This is a genomic window from Synechococcus sp. RC10B2 (assembly GCF_047502635.1).
In genome coordinates this window covers 81,924-97,615 of sequence record NZ_JANSHO010000078.1, presented here as the reverse complement: position 1 = coordinate 97,615, position 15,692 = coordinate 81,924, and the positions used below count along the sequence as shown (strand labels likewise).

Sequence of the window (15,692 nt, the reverse complement as noted above, 5' to 3'; positions counted from 1 at the left end):
CTGCCGTGAGAAACTGGGATGGATGGCCGGCCCTTCTCGGGTGGAACTTTTGCACTCCCTTTTGCCTCGTGTTTGCCCCATGAAGGTTCTAGAAGCCCACCACCTTCAGAAAACCTACCGGCAGGGGGGCAAGGAGGTTCGGGCAGTGGTGGATGTCTCCCTGGCGATTGCGGCAGGGGAGATCCTGGCTTTTCTGGGGCCCAACGGGGCCGGCAAGACCACCACCATCAAGATGATCGCCGGGCTGATCCAGCCCGATGCCGGCAGCGTGCGCATCCTGGGGCGGGATCCCCACGCCGATCCGGGTGCGCTGGCCCAGGTGGGAGCGGTGCTGGAAGGCAATCGCAACCTCTACTGGCGGCTTACCCCCTTGCAAAACCTGGAGTACTTTGGCGTGCTGCGGGGGTTATCCCCCAGAACGGCTCGCCAACGGGGGGCAGAGCTGCTGGAGACCTTTGGCCTGGGGGAGAAGCGGGATGTTGCCGTGCAAACCCTTTCGCGGGGTATGCAGCAGAAGGTGGCCATTGCTGTTGCCCTTCTGCACCAGCCGGCTCTGCTGTTGCTGGATGAGCCTACCTTGGGGTTGGATGTAGAAGCCGCCCAAGCGGTGAAATCCTTGATCCGCCAAATTGCCGCTTCAGGTCGGGCCATTCTCCTCACCACCCACCAACTGGATATAGCCGAGGCGCTCTCAGACCAAGTGGCTGTGATCGAGCGGGGGATAATTATTGCCCAAGCTCCCACGCAGGAGATGATCCGGCAGTTTGCCGGCGCCGCCGGCTCTTACCGGATTGAGTTGGAGCAGAAGCTGGATCCCAGCCGGGCGGAACGCCTGGCCCAGCAAGGGGTGGAGATCCTGGGATCCCATCAGCTGCGCTTCAGCGGCTCCTCGGAGACTTTGTATCAGGTGCTGGAGATCCTCAAGCCCTTGCCCTTGCTCAGGATCAAGCGCGAGGAAGCGGATCTCACCCACATTTTCCTCAAGCTGTTGAAAAGGAGAAGGGAGCAGGGATGAGGCCACTGCTGTACCTATTTTGGGCCGAGCTGAAGCGGGCCTGGATCCAGTACATCCGCTATCCGGCAGAAGCCCTGGGCGGGATCCTGATCACCACTTTTTTCTTCTATGCCCTCTTTGCCGGCGCTCAGTATGTGGCGGGGCCGGCCTCGCAGTTTGGACAACGGCTGGATGCGGTGGTGATTGGCTATGTGCTCTGGACGCTGGTCATTTTTGTGGTCAACGACATTGCCCTCAACCTGCAGGTGGAAGCCCAGACAGGCACCTTGGAGCAGGTGTTGCTCTCGCCCTTTTCGGCGGCCACCCTGTTTTTGGCGCGGGCCTGCGCCAGCTTGGTGCTGCGCTTTTCAACCGTTGTCGTTATCTTGGGGATCATCCTGTTGCTTACCGGCAGCCGGCTGCACTTTCCCCCCACCCTGTTGTTGCCGTTGGCGAGCGTGGTGCTGGGGGCCTATGGCTTCTCGTTTTTGCTGGGATCCGCCGCCTTGATTTGGAAGCGCATCCAACAACTGTTGATCCTCAGCCAATTTGGCCTGCTGTTTCTGTTGGCCACCCCCACAGAAGAGTGGTCGGGATCCCTGAAGTGGCTGGGGCAGATGCTGCCCATGACGGCGGGGGCCGGCTTGCTGCGAGATGTGATGGTGCGGGAGGCGGGTTTGGATCCCTTGCGGCTGCTCATGGCTCTGGCCAGCGGCGTGTTCTACTTCGCCTTGGGGCTGCTGGCCTTTCGCCGGGCGATGCAGCTAGCCAAACAGCGCGGCATCCTGGGATCCCAGTAGGACGTTGTCAGAGGGAGCGTCGGTCGCCAGGGGAGCGCAACAGGTGAGGGAAGTGGTACTCCACGGCGCCGGTGGTTAGGTTGTTCTCGGGGGAGGCGATGCCCCGGCGGCTCAGCTCTCGCAGCGCCTTTTCAATCTCGTCAAAATCAGCAGGCAGTTCGATGGCGATCTCCGAGAGGGTGAGGATCCCCTGCCGCTGCTGCGCCAGCCGCAGGATCTCCCGCATCAAAGCCTGACCCTTCAAAGGCTGAGGCGGCGCCGAGACCCCCTTGGCGGGAGCCGGAGAGGGGCGGATCCCCTGCAAGACGGCCAGCTTGAAGTTGTGGTCGTCCACCATGCCTGGGATCAGAAACAGGTCGATCAACTGGCCAAAGCCCAAGAGCCCAAAGGTCAAAAGCCAGAGAAGGCCCGTCACAGTCTTGCCCAAGTAGAGGCGATGGACACCGCAGATGCCGAATATGCCCAGCGCCCAGAGGAGATAGGCAATACCGACCGATTTGGGCTCGGCGGGGAGCAGCAGGTAGCGAGAGCTCATAGGGACTCGTCCAGAAGAGGTGGGGCAGGTAACCCTAGTCTGCCATCTTTTGCGTTGGACAACCCTCCTTCCCCTGTCCTAAAAAGCAGGCCTGGATGTGGCTTCAAGCAGAAAAGAGCCTGAAAATGGGATCCAACCCTTCCATCTTGCAAAACTTCGTCACACTGAGGAAGCGGGGGTCACGCCTACCGAAGGCCAAGGAAGCTCGATGCTTGAGCCCATCTTGATCGGGTTGAGTGCTGTGCTCTGGGGCCTCCTCTGGGGCTACGCCACGCTGCTGGTCCTGCTGGTGAACTTCAAAGAACAGGGATCCGTTTACGCCTACCCCATGCAGGCCGTGCTGGATCGCTTTGTGGAATCGCTGGGGCTGGGCTGGCTTAAGGATCTACATGCCATGCAACTGCAGCCGCTGCGCCGGATTAGCTACGCCCTCTTTGCCGCCGTTACCCTGGGCGTCGTCTTGATGCTCTGGGTCTTGGGGTAAGAGGCCTCCTCAACAATCCTGGGTCTGCCCCCGAGGGAGATGGAAAATAGACTGCAGCTTTTTCAGGCAAGCCTGGATCTGGGCCATCTCTTCTGGATCCAACTTCTGAAAGCGCTCCTTTAGGTAGGCCACATGGGCCGGGAAAACCTGCTCAAACAGTTTTTCCCCCTCTTCGGTAAGCACGATCTTGAAGCAGCGGCGGTTTTCTGGGGGTACCTCGCGGCGCACCAACCCCTTCTGCTCCAGGCGATCCACGATCCCGGTCAGCGTCCCCTTGGTAACCAGTGTCTTCTGGGCCAGGACATTCATCGTCAGGCCGGGGGTGTTGCCGAGGGTTACCAACACGTCAAATTGGGGGGCAGTCAGCCCCATCTGCCGAATGTGAGCGCCGGCGTAATTTTCAAAGGCTTGGTAAGCCCGTGCCAGATCCCTCAGCAGCCCCAAAAAAGGCTCCCGCGCCGCCACCACCGAGGGCTTGAGGGCCTCGCCTTGGGGAAGCGGAGAGGACAGAGACTCAGCAGAACTGGGCATCGCTGCAGATCGTCGAACGAGACTAATCCATCCGACAAGAACAGTTTTGGCTTCATGATAGCCGACTGCAATATAGTCCTAATGCAAATTGACGGCCATTACGCCAACTCCATGAAGCTATTCCATCCCAAGGCAGCGTACAAGAGCTCTCTCCATATCCAGAGGGGGCTTAGGGAAGCGGGGCGAAGACCGGAAACGGCCCAGTGTGTTTCCAGCTTATTTTCAGCGACCTCGAGCCTCAGCCCTGGGGATCCCGGCTGCGTCTGGGCGGATCCCTCGGACGAGATGTCGCCATCTGGCTGCTGCGGCTGCGGAAGTTGGATAGTAAACTACCCGACTCCGACCGCCCCCCTTCCCCCCGTATACGGGGGGATGTAGGGCGGCTGGTTTACAGCAGCCCCCAAAAGTGCAATGACATAGGCGCTACGCTTCGCTGATGCTAACGCTCCGTTGTAGTCTGCGTCCCACCACAACCTTCACCCCAGCCCGCAGCGCCTTGTAGTACACAAACTGCCTCAGTTGATAGAACGCCCAACTATTGGACCGCCGACGCTCGGTTTTGTTGCGCGGCTGTGAGTTGACACGCTCTCTGATTCCAGTGAGGTCTGCCCAGGCAATCGTGCTATCGGTCGCCTTTGCCCTGGAAACAATAGCCTTGGAGATGCAGGGATTGACCCAGGTTTGCAAGCGTCTCTCCTGACCAGACAGCCGTTGCAGCAGTTCCCGACATCTCCGCCGTGAACTGCGTCTGCCCTGACTGGCTTTTTGTTGGAGGATCGCTCTCAACCAGAAGTAGTGGTCTCTGACCTGGTTCAACGGCTGTCCATGCCAGTTATCCCCCTCTGAGGTGTGTGCAATGTCTTTTCTACCCAAGTCCACCCCCATGACCTTGGCGGTGTTTTGCGGCTCCGGCAGGTCATGCTCCACACAAATCTGGATGGAGTAAGAACCCTCTTTGCGTTTGACCACCGTGGCCGATTGGGGATTGGTGCCGGCCAGCATCCCTCGTTGATAGTTGCCGATGGACAGCTCCAACCGTTCCCGCCCCTCAACGGTGGTGAGCGATACTGTCCAGTCTTTCGCTCGGAAGGAGAAGATGCGGGCAGCGTAGGTCACGAAGCCCGCCTTGAAGGCTTTGACCGGACGGTTTTTTCTGGCTGGCAGTCTTGCGGGCAGATACCACCCGTCTGCATACCTGTTGTGCCAGGTTGCTGGATAGGCCAAAGCGGGCACGGATGTCGCGGTAACCCAGAGATTGGAGCTTAAGGGCGTTGAGGATCTTCTCCGGCGTGTTTTGGTTGACCCAGTTCAAGGCCTGCACAAAGGCGTCCAGAGTCGCATCCAGCTTGGCGGCTTGGGAATTAGATACCTTGAGCTTGCAGGAGATGGTCAGGACTTGAGTCATGCTGTGATGGTACATCAACAGACCGCATTTCTCCCGTCACTGACCGGCCCGGCCCCCGGCCCCCCAGTCCCCCCGTATACGGGGGGGATATAGGGGGGTACGGAGCAGGGCTCCTGCGGCTTCTAGCTGAATGGAAAATCACCATCGAGGCTCAAACGGCAAGGTACCCATGGCACACGCTGCAATTATCCTTACGATCCTGCTGGGCTTTTGGGGAGTGGTGGTCAAGCGCAATCTGATCATGAAAATCTTGGCCATGGATGTGATGAGCACCGGGGTCATCGCCTTTTTTGTCATTTGGGCCGCCCGCACCGGCGTGTTCACTCCCATCTACAAGCCCTGGCGCCAGGTGGACTATGCCGACCCGGTTCCGCAAGGAATCATCCTCACGGCCATCGTCATCGGCCTGTCGGTACAAGCCCTGATGTTGGTGGGGGTGATGAAGCTGTCCCGCGATCATCCCACCTTGGAAGTGGAGAGTATTGAGCAGGCGGTAGCTGATGACTGAGCTGACGACCGAACTGACGTTGGTCTGGGTGGCACTGCCCTTTTGGCTGGCCTTTGCCACCTACTTGCTGCCGGCTTTGACCCGTCCCAGCCTGGTCATCATGGCTGGACTGACGATAGCCTACGCAGTGCAGCAGGGAGGCCTGCCAGGGGCAACTGCTGCGCCGTTGGAGCTCCAGTTGCTGGATCACTTCGGGGTGACGTTGCGGATCGATGGCAACGCCGCGGCCATGCTCCTGGCCCATGGCCTGGTCACCCTTGGGGTGGCCCTGTATTTGGATCGGCGCTTTGTGGGCAGCCGCTTTCTGGCCATGCAGTTGCTGATCGTCCACGGCAGCGCCAACGCCGTCGTCATCAGCGCTGACCTGATCAGCGTCTATGTGGCCCTGGAGGTGCTCAGCATCGGCGTGTTTTTGCTGCTCACCTACAGTCGCCGATCAGAGTCCCAGCCGATCCTGGGGGAAAGCGCCCCGCACCGCTCTCGCGACCGTCAGCTCTGGGTGGGGCTGCGCTACCTGTTCATGAGCAATGTGGCCATGCTCCTCTACCTGGTGGGATCCATGCTGGTCTATGTGCGCACCGGATCCCTGGCGATGAGCGGCTTGGCCCTGGCCGACCCCACGGCTCTTGCCTTGATTGCCGTTGGCCTTCTGGCCAAGGGGGCAGTCTTCGTCGCCGGCCTGTGGCTGCCCCTCACCTACGCCACTGCCGATCCTGTCATTGCGGCGGTGCTCAGCGGTTTTACTACAAAAGCAGGCGCCATGGCCCTTGTGCGCTGCAGCGAGTTCTCGCCCGTCTTGGCGCAGGGGCTGCCCTACTTCAGCGCAGGCGCGGCGGTCTTTGGGATCCTTCTGGCTTTGATGGCCAGCACGCCCCAGCGCCTTTTGGCCTGGAGCTCGGTGTCGCAGATGGGATTTGTCATCGCTGCACCCCAGTGGGCGGGTTTGTACGGCCTGGCCCATGGGCTGGCGAAGCCCTTGTTGTTTGTCGGGGCTGCGATAACCAATCGCTGGCGCTGGTCGCTGCTGATCTTGGGGACGGCCTCGCTGGCGGGGGTGCCCGGCACTTTGGGCTATGCAGCCAAGGCCCTTAGCTTGTCAGCTCTGGATCCCTGGCACGAGTGGCTGCTGGTGGGGGTTACTGTCGGCACCACCTGCATAGCCGTGCGGGTGCTGCGAGCTTTTCCTTCTCAAACAAACGGGGACACTACCCCGGCAGCCGGTTGGCCAGACAAGGTGGCCCTAGTCCTTTGGGGCGGGGGCTTGCTCTGGTTCTGGCTGCCAGCGGCCTATGACGTCGATAATCTCATCAAGGCGTTCCTTAGCTTGGGCCTCGGGATCCCGCTGGGCTGGTTTTGGGAGCGAATTCCTGTGAAGGGATGGCGTCTGGATGAAGGGCTAGAGGCAGTGGTGGGCGGCTTGAGCGTGGTGTTGGTGCTGGCCTGGATTCTGCTAAGTGGAGTGAACCATGTGGCGCTACCCTGAGTTGGGCTTGCTGGAAATTGGCCTGCGGCTTTTGATTTGGTTTTTGCTGACGGGTAATCTGAGTTGGGACAATGTGGCCATCGGGGTGGCGGCGACGCTGCTGCTGCCTCGGCAGGCCTCTGCGCCGGTGCGGTGGCGGGATTGGGGGCGGGTGCTCAGGGAGATCGTTTTCGCCGTTCCGAAAGCTTACTGGGAGGCCTTTGAGATGATCCTCAGACCCCACACCGTAGAGGAGGTTGTATACAAACAAACTCTCCCCAATCGTTCGGCGGGACTAGTGTTTCTCGACATCTTTTTGATTACTTTTACGCCCAAAACCATTGTGCTCAATTGCGATGCCCAAGGCACCTACGAGGTGCATCTGCTCAAGCCGCGGGAGGAGGCGTGAATCTACTGCTGTTTCTGCTGACTTTGACCCTATGCCTGCCGCTGTATGCCGCCTGGCTGAAGGAGGATATTTGGCAGACGATGCTGGCTTTTGCCAGCTTATCGACCAAGACGGCCATCCTGGTTTTGGTGGTATCTGTGGTGCGGGATGACTGGATGATCGGGATTGTGGGGGTCTTGATTTTGTCGGTGGGCAATGCAGCCCTAATGCTGCTGGCCCACGTGCTCAAGCGCTTGGAAATGCTTTAAGGGGAATCAACATGGAAGTTTTGGTGGAGGCTCTCAGCTATCTTCTGTTTGGGATCGGGGTGCTGTTTTGGCTGTGGGGAACAGCGCCGCTCCTTGGGGATCGCTCGATTTTGTTTAAGCTGCACGGCCTTTCGGTGTCGGACACGCTGGGATCCATGAGCATCATGCTGGGGCTGTTGCTGCGGATCCCAAGGGAGTGGCCTCTGCTGGTGTTGGCCCTGATTTCCTTGGCCATTTGGAACACCATCTTGGGCTATGTGCTGGCCTTTTGCTCGCAGCGCAAGTCCCTATAGGAGGACAGGATGGAAGAGACTTTGTTGCTGGTGATCGCCCTGCTGTTGCCCTTGACGGCTGCCTTGGTGGTGACCCAGACCAATCCCTATCATGCCTTGGTGATGCGCGGCATTCTGGGATCCATCGCTGCTCTGATCTATGCCTTGTTTGGGGCGGCGGATGTGGCGCTTACTGAGGCGCTGGTGGGCACCATGCTGTCCATTACGCTCTATGCCATCGCGGTGCGTTCCTCGTTGAGTATGCGCTTGGGCGTTCTCGAAGACAGTCCTCTGTTGGCGGCCAGGACCTCAGCAGCACAGCAGTTGTTACAGCAGATGCACCAAGGGCTACAGCAGTACCACATGCGTCTGGAGTTGGCCGTCTATGGAAGTGCAGAGGCGTTGTTGGCTGCCCTTCACAGCCGGGAGGTGCACACCATTGCCCTTGAGCCCGATGAGGAGGTGGCAGAGTATCGCTTGGTAACGCGCGTGCCCCGCCTGCAGGCCATCTTGACGCAACAAGCCCTGCTTTCTGAGGTCCTCCTGCCATGAGGTGGTTGTACGGGGTGGCGGCGCTGCTGGCAGCCTTGCAGCTCATGGTTGCCGACGCGGGAGCTGTTTCTCCTGCCTTTGAGCCTGTGGCGGTTCTGGCCGGAGAAAGCGGCGTGCCCAATACGGTGACGGGCTTGATCCTGCGCAACCGCCTTTACGACACCGTCTTTGAAGTCGTCGTGTTTTCTACGGCCATTCTGGGCGCGCAGTACCTGCTGGCGGATGAGCGACCGACGGCCAATGTAGCTCAGTTTACCGATATTCCCTCAATTGTGTTGGCGCGGGTGGGGGCCACCATCTCCGCTCTGATTGGGGTGGAGCTGGCCATTCGGGGTCACCTGACGCCGGGCGGGGGGTTTGCTGCCGGCGTGGCGGGAGGAACGGCGATTGGCTTGGTGGCGATCACCGCCTCTTCGACCTGGATGGAGGCCATCTACAAGCGGTGGCAAGCCGCGATGTGGGAGAAGCTGTCGGTGGTGACGTTTATCGGGGTGGCTGTAATCGCCCTGGCCGGTTGGGAACTACCCAAGGGCGAGCTGGGGGCACTTTTTAGCGGCGGCTGGATCCCAATCCTCAACATTTTGGTGGCCATCAAGGTGGCGCTGGGATCCTGGGCGGCGATTTTAATTTTTATTCGCTACCGCGGCTTGTTATGAAGGCTCGAACGGGTTGATAACGCTCGTGTCAAGCCAATACATCGTGGGCGGTGTTATCTTCTTGCATCCGCTCGAAGTCCGAATCTTCACCAATGTTTGGGATCGATCCGAGCACTTGGCAAAGGACTTTTTTGCAAGTTGGAGTAAGACTTGCTTGAGGATTTTGCGATGTTCGGCTTCTGCACTCCCACCGTGAGGCCTAGCCCTTTCTTTCAGAACTTTGACAATGGCCCCATCAACGTTGCGAACAATTGGAGTGGCCGTAGAGCGTCTCCTCGATCGGCAGATCCATGGATGGCTTTGCCGCAAAGATAGCGTTGACAGCAGGACGTTTCCCTGTCCGTTGAGCAACTTGACCTGCAGGCGACCTCTACAATAGAAGGCTGACCCTGCCACCCCTGGGATCCCTATGCCGCGCCGTACCGACATTCACAAGATCTTGCTCATCGGAGCGGGGCCGATCGTCATTGGCCAAGCCTGCGAGTTCGACTACTCCGGCACCCAAGCCTGCAAAGCCCTGCGAGAAGAGGGCTACGAGGTGATCTTGGTCAACTCCAACCCGGCCACCATCATGACGGATCCCAGTATGGCGGATCGCGTCTACATCGAGCCGGTGACGGCGGACTTCGTGGCCCAGATCATCGAGCGGGAGCGCCCCGATGCCCTGCTGCCCACCATGGGGGGACAGACGGCCCTCAATGTAGCGGTGGAGCTGGCCCGGCGCGGGATCTTGGACCAGTACGGGGTGGAGCTGATCGGGGCCAAGCGGGAGGCCATCGAAAAAGCCGAGGATCGGGAGCTGTTTAAGCAGGCGATGCAGCGGCTTGGCCTGGCGGTGCCGCGCTCGGGGCTGGCCCGCAGCCTGGCCGAAGCCAAGCAGATCGCTCACGAGATCGGCTATCCCCTCATCATCCGCCCCGCCTATACCCTGGGGGGCACAGGGGGAGGGGTGGCCTACAACCAAGAAGAATTTGAAGAGATCTGCGCCGCCGGCCTGGAGGCCAGCCCGGTCTCTCAGATCCTGGTGGAGGAGTCGATCATCGGCTGGAAGGAGTTTGAGTTGGAGGTGATGCGGGATCTGGCGGACAACGTGGTGATCATCTGCTCGATTGAAAACATCGACCCCATGGGGGTTCACACTGGCGACTCCATCACCGTGGCCCCGGCCCAGACCCTCACCGACAAGGAGTACCAGCGGCTGCGCGACTACGCCATCGCCATCATGCGCGAGATTGGGGTGGAAACGGGGGGATCCAACGTGCAGTTTGCCGTCAACCCCGCCAATGGCGAAGTGCGGGTGATCGAGATGAACCCGCGGGTTTCCCGCTCTTCTGCTTTGGCCAGCAAGGCCACTGGGTTTCCCATTGCCAAGATCGCCGCCAAGCTGGCCGTAGGCTACACGCTGCCGGAGCTCCCCAACGACATCACCCGCAAAACCCCGGCCAGCTTCGAGCCCACCCTTGACTATGTGGTCACCAAGATCCCCCGCTTTGCCTTTGAGAAGTTTCCCGGCTCGGAGCCGGTTTTGACCACGCAGATGAAGTCGGTGGGGGAGGCGATGGCCATTGGCCGCACCTTCCAGGAGTCCATCCAGAAGGCCTTGCGATCCCTGGAGATCGACCGCCCCGGCTTTGGCAGCGACCGGCCTGAAGTCTTCCCCACCCCAGAGGAGGTGCGGGCCAACCTGCGCACCCCCAACCCCTTGCGCCTCTTGACCATCCGCACGGCTCTGCTCATGGGCTTTTCCGTTCAGGAAATTGCTCAGCTTACCCACATCGATCCCTGGTTTATCGACAAGCTGCAGGAGCTGGTGGAGGTGGAGCAGGTCCTCAAGGGGCGGGAATTGGGATCCCTAACGGCCGAAGACCTGCGCCATCTCAAGCAGATGGGCTTTAGCGACCGACAAATTGCCCACCTGACCGGCTGCACGGAAGCCCAGGTGCGGGATCGCCGCAAGGCCCTGGGGGTGATCCCCACCTACAAAACCGTGGACACCTGCGCTGCCGAGTTCGAGGCGGCCACCCCTTACCAGTACTCCACCTACGAGAGCGAATCCGAGACCTTCCCCACCGCCAAGCCAAAGGTGATGATCCTGGGGGGCGGTCCCAACCGCATCGGCCAGGGGATTGAGTTCGACTACTGCTGCTGTCATGCCGTCTTTGCCCTCAGACGCCTTGGCTATGAGACCATCATGGTCAACTCCAACCCCGAGACCGTTTCCACCGACTACGACACCGCTGATCGCCTCTACTTTGAGCCCCTGACCTACGAAGAGGTGATGAACCTCGTCGAGGCCGAGCAGCCGCTAGGTCTAATCCTGCAGTTTGGCGGCCAGACCCCCCTGAAGCTGGCCCAGGGGCTAGCCGCAGCCCAAGCGCCTATCTGGGGTACTGCTCCTGACTCCATCGACATAGCCGAAGATCGCGGCCGGTTTGGGCGCCTGCTCGAGGAATTGGGGATCCGCCAGCCGGCCCACGGCATTGCCCGCAGCGTGGAAGAAAGCCTGGAGATTGCCCGCCGCATCGGCTACCCGGTGGTGGTGCGGCCCAGCTATGTGCTGGGGGGGCGGGCCATGGAGATTGTCTACTCGGATCAAGACCTGCGGCGCTACATGCAGCTAGCCGTGGCGGTGGATCCCGACCGTCCCGTGCTGGTGGATCAGTTCTTGGAGGATGCCGTGGAGGTAGATGTGGACGCCATCGCCGACCACACCGGGGCTGTAACCATCGGCGGCATCCTGGAGCACATTGAGCAGGCCGGGATCCACTCGGGCGACTCCGCCTGTGTCTTGCCCAGCCGCACTCTCAGCCCTGCTGTGCTGCAGGTGATCCGCGACTGGACGGTGAAGTTGGCCCAAGCTCTCAAGGTGGTGGGGCTCATTAACGTCCAATACGCCGTCCAGAAGGAGCAGGTTTACGTTCTGGAAGCCAACCCGCGCGCTTCCCGCACCGTGCCGTTTGTCAGCAAAGCCATTGGCCACCCCCTGGCCGCCTACGCTGCCCAGGTGATGAGCGGCAAAACCCTGGCAGAGCTGGGCTTTACCCAGGAGGTGATCCCGCCCTACGTGGCTGTTAAGGAAGTGGTGCTGCCGTTTCACAAGTTCCCCGGCACCGACACGCTGCTGGGGCCGGAGATGCGCTCTACTGGGGAGGTGATGGGCATTGACACCGACTTTGGCCGCGCCTTTGCCAAAGCGCAACTGGCTGCTGGCCAAAACCTGCCCCTAGGGGGCACCGTGTTCATCAGCGTCAACGACCGCGACAAGCAGGCGGTGATCCCAGTGGCCCAGGAGTTGGTCAGGCTAGGCTTTCGCCTGCTGGCCACTGCCGGAACCCAGAAAGTTTTGGCCGAGCACGGGATCCCCGTCGAGAAGGTGCTCAAGCTGCACGAGGGCCGGCCCCACGTCATCGACACCATCAAGAACGGCCAGATTCAGCTTATCGTCAACACCCCTTCTGGCGGCGAAGCCCAACAGGATGCGCAGAAGATCCGCCGCACCGCCCTGGCCTACAAGATCCCTTTGGTCACTACTCTGGCTGGAGCCAAGGCTACTGCTGCTGCCATCCGCGCTCTGCAGTCAGGATCCCTGGGGGTGAAGTCCCTGCAGGAGTTTCACGCCGAAATTGGGCGATAGGAGCCTGCCGGGGTTGCTTTTCTGAAGAAATCCTTAAGACCTCCACCTTAAGAAATCCTGAAGTTCTCGACTGCAAAAACTGGCTCTTGAGGCCTGGGAAAAGGGGTGGAATATAAACTGCAATACTAATCTGCATGTTTGTATCGATAAATCAATTTATTTCACATTTTGGCTGCAGACGTTAGGTATCCTTGGCAGTTTTCTTGAGACTGTCTAGCGTGGAAGGAGAAGAATCCTCAGGGCGAGGCTGAGTAACTTCCTGAGGTCACTTTGCTAAGAGCAAGTGGGAGAAAGCTCTCCTCAAATTTTCTAGGAGTTGGCCTATGAGTGTGGTTGTTCGGCGCTCCGCTGCCGCACGGCGGCTCTGGAGCTGGGAAAGTTTTTGCCAATGGATCACTAGCACCGAAAATCGGCTTTACATCGGCTGGTTTGGCGTATTGATGATCCCGACGTTGTTGGCGGCGGTCTTCTGTTTTGTTATCGCTTTTATTGCCGCTCCGCCGGTGGATGTGGACGGGATCCGCGAGCCGGTGATCGGCTCTTTGTTGGGGGGCAATAACCTCATTTCTGCGGCGGTGGTGCCCACCTCAGCCGCCATTGCCCTGCACTTTTACCCCATCTGGGAAGCTGCCTCTTTGGAGGAGTGGCTCTACAACGGCGGCCCCTACCAGCTCATCGTGCTCCACTTTTTAATCGGCATCTGGTGCTATTTGGGCCGGCAGTGGGAGCTGAGCTACCGGCTGGGCATGCGCCCCTGGATTGCGGTGGCTTTCTCCGCCCCAGCGGCGGCTGCGACGGCGGTGCTCTTGGTCTATCCCATCGGCCAGGGCAGCTTTTCGGAGGGGCTGCCGCTGGGCATTGCCGGCACCTTCCACTTCATGCTGGCCTTCCAGGCGGAACACAACATCCTCATGCACCCGCTGCACCAACTGGCAGTGGCGGGGGTGTTCGGCGGCGCCCTACTGGCTTCTCTCCACGGCTCCCTGGTAACCTCTAGCCTGATCCGGGAGACTTCAGAAGAGGAGTCAGTCAATGCCGGCTACCGCTTTGGCCAGCAGGAGGTCACCTACAACTTCCTGGCCGGCCACTACGCCTTCTTGGGGCGGTTGGGGATCCCCAGCCTTGGCTGGCGCAACAGCCGCTCTGTCCACTTCTGGATGGCGGCCCTGCCTACCTTAGGGATCTGGGCGGCGGCAATCGGCATCGGCCTCATGGCCTTTAACCTCAACGGCTTTAACTTTAACCAGTCCCTCCTGGACAGCCAGGGCCGGTTCATCCCCACCTACGCCGATCTCCTCAACCGCGCCAATCTGGGGATCCAGGCCATGCACGCCCCCAACGCCCACCACTTTCCTCTCTTGCTAGCGGCCAAGGTGGACTAGGGTCGATCCAGCCCGAAGGCACGGTGGGCGGCCTGGAGGGCACGCACCCCCTGCTCCCGCCGCACCACGCAGCTCACCTTAATCTCTGAGGTGCCGATCATCTCAATGTTGATCCCGGCGTCGGCCAGAGCCTTGAACAAACGGGCAGCCACGCCGGGATATGTTTCCATCCCGGCACCGACGATGCTGACTTTGGCAATGTCGTGGTCGGTCTCGACCCCCGCCGCCTGCAGCTCCTCGGCCACCTGCCGGCACACGGCCTCAGCCGCCCTGGCCTGATCCTGAGGCACCGTAAAGGCGATGTCGGTGCTGGGGATCCCGTTGTGGTAGCCCCGCTGGCTTTGGATGATGGTGTCGACGATGATACCGGCAGCGGCCAGGCGTCCAAACAGATGGGCAGCCGTCCCCGGGCGATCCGGCACCTTGCGCAGGCCCAGCCGCGACTGCTTCAAATCCAGGGCAACGCCGCGCACCGGGTGGTCGCTTGGGCGGGGATCCCCGCAAGGGGCTGCCTTGACCCGATGCAAATGGGGGATCACCTGGAACGCTTCCCCCAGCGCCAGGGCGGCCTCCCCGGCCCGCTCGTCAGCCACCACACAGCTCACCTTGATCTCCGACATGGAGATCATTTGGAGATTGATCCCAGCTTCTGCCAGCACCTGGAACATCTGGGCGGCAATGCCCGGGCGGCCCATCATCCCCACCCCGGCAATGCTGACTTTGGCCACCGCCTCATCGACGATGACTTCCCTACACCCCAGCTCCTGGCCCACCTGCCGCGCCACGGCTGCCGCCTGGGCCGCCTGCGCCCGGCTGACGGTAAAAGCAATGTCGTTGATAGGGGATCCCTCGGCTGCACTGAGGTGGAGCGACTGCAGGATTAAATCGACATTGATCCCGGCTGCCGCAATTTCCTGGAACAGTTGCGCGGCAATGCCCGGGCGATCCGGCACTCCCACCAGCACCAACTTGGCCTGATCCCGATCCAGCTCCACCGTATCCACTGCCTGGCCCAGCTCAATGCTGCTGTCGGCGGGGCGAGGACGGGGAGGGGGAGCAAGAATGAGGGTGCCCTCGGATCCCGCCTGCAACGGTTCCAGGCTGGAGCGCACCCGCAGCTTGACGCCGTAGTTGCGGGCAATCTCCACCGAGCGGGGGTGGAGCACCTGCGCCCCCAGGCTGGCCAGCTCCAGCATCTCGTCGGCGGTAATCTCCGGCAACAGCCTGGCCTCGGGTACCTTGCGCGGGTCGGTGGTAAAGATCCCCGGCACATCGGTGTAGATCTCACACAGCTCTGCCCCCAAAGCCACCGCCAAGGCCACCGCTGTGGTGTCCGATCCCCCCCGCCCCAGGGTGGTGATCTCCAGCTCCGCCGGGCTGGTGATGCCCTGAAACCCGGCCACCACCACCACCTCTCCCCGCTCTAGGTGTTGCCAGAGGCGGTCGGTGTGGATGTGCAAAATGCGGGCCCGCCCGTGATCCCGGGTGGTAACAATCCCTACCTGAGCCGCCGTCAGCGAAACGGCAGGATAGCCCAAGCGCTGCAGCGCCAAGGCCAGCAGGGCAATGCTTACCTGCTCGCCCGTGGAAAGGAGCATGTCCCACTCCCGCCACTGGGCCGGTGTGGTCGGGGATCCCTGCAAGATCTGCTCCCCCAGCTCCACGAGGCGGTCGGTTTCGTCCCCCATGGCCGAGACCACCACCACCACCCGCTGCCCCCGATCCACCGTGTGGGCCACCCGCTGGGCCACGGCTTGGATGCGCTCGATGGAGCCGACGGAGGTGCCGCCGTACTTCTGGACAATTAAACCCGCTTGCAT

General features: G+C 60.9%; 16 protein-coding genes and 1 pseudogene. 12 read left to right on the top strand and 5 right to left on the bottom strand.

The annotated features are described in order from the left end of the window. The first annotated feature begins 22 nt into the window (after positions 1–22). Both NW855_RS12280 and NW855_RS12275 read left to right on the top strand, forming a co-directional pair. Positions 23–1,015: an ABC transporter ATP-binding protein gene (locus NW855_RS12280; RefSeq protein ID WP_228375236.1), complete on the top strand. Its 993-nt coding sequence runs from the start codon at positions 23–25 to the stop codon at positions 1,013–1,015. Beyond that, positions 1,012–1,794 carry an ABC transporter permease gene (locus NW855_RS12275; RefSeq protein WP_011430591.1) on the top strand — a complete coding sequence of 261 codons (783 nt, stop codon included), beginning with the start codon at positions 1,012–1,014 and terminating at the stop codon, positions 1,792–1,794. The genes NW855_RS12280 and NW855_RS12275 overlap by 4 nt, the downstream gene beginning before the upstream one ends. A 7-nt stretch (positions 1,795–1,801) precedes the next feature. On the opposite strand, the gene NW855_RS12270 is transcribed toward NW855_RS12275, so the two are convergent. Then, entirely contained in the window at positions 1,802–2,329 is a 528-nt protein-coding gene (locus NW855_RS12270; RefSeq protein ID WP_099813127.1) for a TM2 domain-containing protein, read from the bottom strand. Between the two features lie 208 nt (positions 2,330–2,537). Here NW855_RS12270 and NW855_RS12265 point away from each other — a divergent pair, with 208 nt between their 5' ends. Beyond that, entirely contained in the window at positions 2,538–2,813 is a 276-nt protein-coding gene (locus NW855_RS12265; RefSeq protein ID WP_099813128.1) for a hypothetical protein, read from the top strand. A 9-nt stretch (positions 2,814–2,822) separates the two neighbouring features. Here NW855_RS12265 and NW855_RS12260 read toward each other — a convergent pair whose 3' ends face one another. Together NW855_RS12260 and NW855_RS12255 are read right to left on the bottom strand one after the other, a co-directional pair. Then, the gene (locus NW855_RS12260; protein ID WP_228375232.1) at positions 2,823–3,344 is read right to left on the bottom strand and encodes a MarR family winged helix-turn-helix transcriptional regulator; all 522 of its coding nucleotides are present in this window, start codon (positions 3,342–3,344) and stop codon (positions 2,823–2,825) included. Positions 3,345–3,809: 465 nt separating this feature from the next. Next, a pseudogene (locus NW855_RS12255) lies at positions 3,810–4,749 on the bottom strand (RNA-guided endonuclease TnpB family protein); the annotation flags it as partial. 169 nt (positions 4,750–4,918) lie between these two features. On the opposite strand from NW855_RS12255, the gene NW855_RS12250 reads away from it, so the two are divergent. The 7 genes from NW855_RS12250 to NW855_RS12220 are packed head-to-tail and all read left to right on the top strand — an operon-like array spanning position 4,919 to position 8,856. Continuing rightward, positions 4,919–5,257: a cation:proton antiporter subunit C gene (locus tag NW855_RS12250; RefSeq protein WP_011430587.1), complete on the top strand. Its 339-nt coding sequence runs from the start codon at positions 4,919–4,921 to the stop codon at positions 5,255–5,257. Continuing rightward, positions 5,250–6,740 carry a cation:proton antiporter gene (locus tag NW855_RS12245; protein WP_414508830.1) on the top strand — a complete coding sequence of 497 codons (1,491 nt, stop codon included), beginning with the start codon at positions 5,250–5,252 and terminating at the stop codon, positions 6,738–6,740. Before NW855_RS12250 ends, NW855_RS12245 begins: the two co-directional genes overlap by 8 nt. Beyond that, complete coding sequence (locus NW855_RS12240) at positions 6,724–7,128, top strand: Na+/H+ antiporter subunit E (RefSeq protein ID WP_041438403.1); 405 nt, start codon at positions 6,724–6,726, stop codon at positions 7,126–7,128. Before NW855_RS12245 ends, NW855_RS12240 begins: the two co-directional genes overlap by 17 nt. Beyond that, entirely contained in the window at positions 7,125–7,376 is a 252-nt protein-coding gene (locus tag NW855_RS12235) for a hypothetical protein (RefSeq protein ID WP_011430584.1), read from the top strand. Before NW855_RS12240 ends, NW855_RS12235 begins: the two co-directional genes overlap by 4 nt. A gap of 11 nt (positions 7,377–7,387) precedes the next feature. After that, complete coding sequence (locus NW855_RS12230; RefSeq protein WP_011430583.1) at positions 7,388–7,669, top strand: monovalent cation/H(+) antiporter subunit G; 282 nt, start codon at positions 7,388–7,390, stop codon at positions 7,667–7,669. Positions 7,670–7,678: 9 nt separating this feature from the next. Next, positions 7,679–8,200 carry a DUF4040 domain-containing protein gene (locus NW855_RS12225; protein WP_414402983.1) on the top strand — a complete coding sequence of 174 codons (522 nt, stop codon included), beginning with the start codon at positions 7,679–7,681 and terminating at the stop codon, positions 8,198–8,200. After that, entirely contained in the window at positions 8,197–8,856 is a 660-nt protein-coding gene (locus NW855_RS12220; protein ID WP_011430581.1) for a Na(+)/H(+) antiporter subunit B, read from the top strand. Before NW855_RS12225 ends, NW855_RS12220 begins: the two co-directional genes overlap by 4 nt. On the opposite strand, the gene NW855_RS12215 is transcribed toward NW855_RS12220, so the two are convergent. Next, on the bottom strand, positions 8,851–9,285 hold the full coding sequence (locus tag NW855_RS12215; protein ID WP_414346946.1) for a FitA-like ribbon-helix-helix domain-containing protein: 435 nt from the start codon (positions 9,283–9,285) through the stop codon (positions 8,851–8,853). The two genes, NW855_RS12220 and NW855_RS12215, sit on opposite strands and share 6 nt — an antisense overlap. Between NW855_RS12215 and carB the strand changes: the two genes are divergently transcribed. Together carB and psbA are read left to right on the top strand one after the other, a co-directional pair. Next, on the top strand, positions 9,266–12,490 hold the full coding sequence (gene carB, locus NW855_RS12210; protein WP_414508829.1) for a carbamoyl-phosphate synthase large subunit: 3,225 nt from the start codon (positions 9,266–9,268) through the stop codon (positions 12,488–12,490). The genes NW855_RS12215 and carB overlap by 20 nt on opposite strands. A 323-nt stretch (positions 12,491–12,813) precedes the next feature. Then, positions 12,814–13,872: a photosystem II q(b) protein gene (gene psbA, locus NW855_RS12205; RefSeq protein WP_099813131.1), complete on the top strand. Its 1,059-nt coding sequence runs from the start codon at positions 12,814–12,816 to the stop codon at positions 13,870–13,872. Here psbA and NW855_RS12200 read toward each other — a convergent pair. After that, entirely contained in the window at positions 13,869–15,692 is a 1,824-nt protein-coding gene (locus NW855_RS12200) for an aspartate kinase (RefSeq protein WP_414402971.1), read from the bottom strand. The genes psbA and NW855_RS12200 overlap by 4 nt on opposite strands.